The 3,423-nt window shown below is 44.4% G+C and carries 1 protein-coding gene, 20 tRNA genes and 2 rRNA genes; 1 reads left to right on the top strand and 22 read right to left on the bottom strand.

Features of this window, described 5'->3' with window-relative positions; genetic code table 11:
- Positions 1-205 (top strand): hypothetical protein (locus I7822_RS29375; protein WP_207982555.1); only part of this gene is annotated, 205 nt, incomplete at its 5' end.
- Positions 206-660: 455 nt separating this feature from the next.
- Here the strand turns inward: I7822_RS29375 and I7822_RS29370 are convergent.
- The 22 genes from I7822_RS29370 to I7822_RS29265 form a co-directional block, all read right to left on the bottom strand.
- A tRNA-Arg gene (locus I7822_RS29370) sits at positions 661-734 on the bottom strand.
- Between the two features lie 13 nt (positions 735-747).
- A tRNA-Ser gene (locus tag I7822_RS29365) sits at positions 748-839 on the bottom strand.
- Between the two features lie 9 nt (positions 840-848).
- Positions 849-923, bottom strand: a tRNA-Asn gene (locus tag I7822_RS29360).
- Positions 924-934: 11 nt separating this feature from the next.
- A tRNA-Ile gene (locus I7822_RS29355) sits at positions 935-1,011 on the bottom strand.
- A gap of 15 nt (positions 1,012-1,026) precedes the next feature.
- A tRNA-Gly gene (locus tag I7822_RS29350) sits at positions 1,027-1,100 on the bottom strand.
- 16 nt (positions 1,101-1,116) lie between these two features.
- A tRNA-Gln gene (locus I7822_RS29345) sits at positions 1,117-1,191 on the bottom strand.
- 90 nt (positions 1,192-1,281) lie between these two features.
- A tRNA-His gene (locus tag I7822_RS29340) sits at positions 1,282-1,357 on the bottom strand.
- Between the two features lie 16 nt (positions 1,358-1,373).
- Positions 1,374-1,457: transfer RNA gene (locus I7822_RS29335), tRNA-Tyr, on the bottom strand.
- A 34-nt stretch (positions 1,458-1,491) separates the two neighbouring features.
- Positions 1,492-1,568, bottom strand: a tRNA-Asp gene (locus tag I7822_RS29330).
- Between the two features lie 73 nt (positions 1,569-1,641).
- Positions 1,642-1,718 (bottom strand) — tRNA-Met (locus tag I7822_RS29325).
- 170 nt (positions 1,719-1,888) lie between these two features.
- Positions 1,889-1,981 (bottom strand) — tRNA-Ser (locus I7822_RS29320).
- A 35-nt stretch (positions 1,982-2,016) separates the two neighbouring features.
- Positions 2,017-2,093 (bottom strand) — tRNA-Pro (locus tag I7822_RS29315).
- A gap of 5 nt (positions 2,094-2,098) precedes the next feature.
- Positions 2,099-2,175: transfer RNA gene (locus I7822_RS29310), tRNA-Arg, on the bottom strand.
- Positions 2,176-2,185: 10 nt separating this feature from the next.
- Positions 2,186-2,274 (bottom strand) — tRNA-Leu (locus I7822_RS29305).
- Positions 2,275-2,284: 10 nt separating this feature from the next.
- Positions 2,285-2,356 (bottom strand) — tRNA-Gly (locus I7822_RS29300).
- 13 nt (positions 2,357-2,369) lie between these two features.
- Positions 2,370-2,452 (bottom strand) — tRNA-Leu (locus tag I7822_RS29295).
- A gap of 15 nt (positions 2,453-2,467) precedes the next feature.
- Positions 2,468-2,540 (bottom strand) — tRNA-Lys (locus tag I7822_RS29290).
- A 164-nt stretch (positions 2,541-2,704) separates the two neighbouring features.
- Positions 2,705-2,780 (bottom strand) — tRNA-Thr (locus I7822_RS29285).
- A 14-nt stretch (positions 2,781-2,794) separates the two neighbouring features.
- A tRNA-Val gene (locus I7822_RS29280) sits at positions 2,795-2,870 on the bottom strand.
- 3 nt (positions 2,871-2,873) lie between these two features.
- Positions 2,874-2,948, bottom strand: a tRNA-Glu gene (locus I7822_RS29275).
- A gap of 45 nt (positions 2,949-2,993) precedes the next feature.
- Positions 2,994-3,109, bottom strand: a 5S ribosomal RNA gene (gene rrf, locus I7822_RS29270).
- Between the two features lie 205 nt (positions 3,110-3,314).
- Positions 3,315-3,423: ribosomal RNA gene (locus I7822_RS29265) — 23S ribosomal RNA — on the bottom strand; the annotation flags it as partial.

The raw sequence follows: 3,423 nt of genomic DNA, 5'->3' as shown, positions 1-3,423 counted from the left end.
AGTTGAAAATGTTATTTTACTCATGTTGTCCCCTAATCCCCATTATCTTGAAATTAAAGTATATAAAAAAATACCTATAGATGAAACACTCTTTTATAAGTGTCCTATCTATAGGTACCATATTATTGGTAATACTCTTTTTTTAATTTTAATCAAAGCCCTTCAACACTCCCTTCAAAATGTTAAAACTGATTCACTAGTATAAGCGCTTACAAGTAAAATCTTACCTTCCGCTATTCATTGTGTATATAAAGAGATTGATCTTAAATTTATAGATTTAAACACTCTTTTCTATTAATCTTCTATTTCTTCAGAAAAAAATTTTTAAAAGTTTCAAGAGAAAAATCGGGAGATTCATGGTATTGTTTCAACATAAAATTTAACAAAAACGCCATCCATGACTGATGCTGAGTATGCTTACAAGAATGCTTCTTCAAATAGAGTGGAGGACTTTGGAGATCGTACTGAGAAGCGATAACTGGAGGCCGATGTCGGAGGAGAACATACGGAACTCTGCGAGAAGACTTTGTTGAAATATCTAAAGATAAGATTTAAAGAAATAAACGTCTCTTCTAATAAAGGTTTATTCTTATTTGTGATCTACAGCTTTGTAAAGAGAATTCAATGCAAAAAAACTAATCCAAGTTAGATTAGTTTGAACGTGCCTTAGAGGATTCGAACCTCTGACCGACGGCTTAGAAGGCCGTTGCTCTATCCAGCTGAGCTAAAGGCACAATATATTATGTATGGCGGAGAAAGAGAGATTTGAACTCTCGCGCCGCTTACACGACCTACACCCTTAGCAGGGGCGCCTTTTTTAGCCACTTGAGTATTTCCCCATATGAAAATGGCTCCTCAGGTAGGACTCGAACCTACGACCGATCGGTTAACAGCCGATAGCTCTACCACTGAGCTACTGCGGAACAAATATAAATGGTGGGCCTAAATGGACTCGAACCATCGACCTCACGCTTATCAGGCGTGCGCTCTAACCAGCTGAGCTATAGGCCCATATACAATTAAAGATGGAGCGGGTGAAGGGAATCGAACCCTCATCATCAGCTTGGAAGGCTGAGGTTTTACCACTAAACTACACCCGCAGTTTAAAACAAAATATGGCTGGGCTAGCTGGATTCGAACCAACGCATGTCGCAGTCAAAGTGCGATGCCTTACCGCTTGGCTATAGCCCATTGAGAAGCTACATGAAATATCTTCGACTACTGAGTACAGTTTGAAACTCAGTAAAAGTTGATACCATAGTATTTCGTTTATAACTTATATGGGGCGGCTGATGGGAATCGAACCCACGAATGTCGGAACCACAATCCGATGCGTTAACCACTTCGCCACAACCGCCATTAATCAATTTAAATGGTGGAGGGGGGCAGATTCGAACTGCCGAACCCTAAGGAGCGGATTTACAGTCCGCCGCGTTTAGCCACTTCGCTACCCCTCCGCGTATTTTGAATATTTAGATAATTAATGATAAATGGCGGTCCGGACGGGACTCGAACCCGCGACCTCCTGCGTGACAGGCAGGCATTCTAACCAACTGAACTACCGGACCATTTAGTTGCACTAATGCACTCCTATGTTACCTTGCTAAGAAGTAAGAGCAATGGAGTATCGTCAACTGAATTTGGTTGCGGGGACAGGATTTGAACCTGCGACCTTCGGGTTATGAGCCCGACGAGCTACCAGACTGCTCCACCCCGCGATAATAAAAATAATAAAGATATCCTATGCATACTGTTTCTGCTTATACGGACCGTCCCGATTTCAGGAAGTTAATTCAAGATTCAGTTCAATCGGTACGCTGATGTTAATCAATGAAGCATAGTCGTTCGTGCTCCACCCCGCGATAATAGAAATAAATATTAAAAAATATGGAGGAGGAAGGGGGATTCGAACCCCCGCGGGTTTTGACACCCCTGTCGGTTTTCAAGACCGATCCCTTCAGCCGGACTTGGGTATTCCTCCAAATATATGGACCTTATATAACTAAAAATTTTAACTGGTCGGGAAGACAGGATTCGAACCTGCGACCCCTTGGTCCCAAACCAAGTGCTCTACCAAGCTGAGCTACTTCCCGGTATATGGCGCGCCCGAGAGGAGTCGAACCCCTAACCTTTTGATCCGTAGTCAAACGCTCTATCCAATTGAGCTACGGGCGCATTTTGTAAGTGGTGCCGAGGACCGGAATCGAACCGGTACGGTAGTCACCTACCGCAGGATTTTAAGTCCTGTGCGTCTGCCAGTTCCGCCACCCCGGCACTTACTAAGAGCGGAAGACGGGATTCGAACCCGCGACCCCCACCTTGGCAAGGTGGTGTTCTACCACTGAACTACTTCCGCAATATTTAACTGATGCGGGTGAAGGGACTTGAACCCCCACGTCACAAGGACACTAGATCCTAAGTCTAGCGCGTCTGCCAATTCCGCCACACCCGCAAGATGTGTATATGATGAGCCATGAAGGACTCGAACCTTCGACCCTCTGATTAAAAGTCAGATGCTCTACCAACTGAGCTAATGGCTCATTATTAAATGAGTAGTATTATGTTGTTTTGCACTTGTGATGACGCCCATATTTCAGAAAGTCTAATCAAGTAGAAGCTCAATATGTGCGCTGAAGTATCGCTTCGATGCTTATTCGTTCGTGCTCTACCAACTGAGCTAATGGCTCATATATTAATAATTAAGTGGTGCCGGCAAGAGGACTTGAACCCCCAACCTACTGATTACAAGTCAGTTGCTCTACCAGTTGAGCTACACCGGCACAATAAATTTAGATGGTGGAGGATGACGGGATCGAACCGCCGACCCTCTGCTTGTAAGGCAGATGCTCTCCCAGCTGAGCTAATCCTCCATATGGTGACCCGTACGGGATTCGAACCCGTGTTACCGCCGTGAAAGGGCGGTGTCTTAACCGCTTGACCAACGGGCCAATTACAAAATTAAACAAAATAATAGCCCCAAATAAGGGGCTTTTGCCTGGCAACGTCCTACTCTCACAGGGGGAGACCCCCAACTACCATTGGCGCTGAAGAGCTTAACTTCCGTGTTCGGCATGGGAACGGGTGTGACCTCTTCGCCATCGTCACCAGACAAATTTAATTGAAAGGTTGTTCCTTCAAAACTAGATAACATTCACAATTCAATTCACTTCATTGAGTTTACGCTCTTACTTTGTCCAGCTACAGAAGCCAAATCCTACGGTAATTTCACTCTCTCGTACGAAGTCAAAGAACGACTTCTTCTCGATCGCTCCAATTCCCTATGGATTTAAACGGGTTTCTTCCGCTTTTCTATTTAGGTTAAGTCCTCGATCGATTAGTATCTGTCAGCTCCACACGTCACCGCGCTTCCACCTCAGACCTATCAACCTGATCATCTTTCAGGGATCTTACTAGCTTACGCTA

It is taken from the genome of Metabacillus bambusae (assembly GCF_017497975.1).
Classification (GTDB): Bacteria; Bacillota; Bacilli; order Bacillales; family Bacillaceae; genus Metabacillus; species Metabacillus bambusae.
Note: the sequence above shows the minus strand (reverse complement) of the source record. Positions and strands in the feature narration are given on the sequence as shown.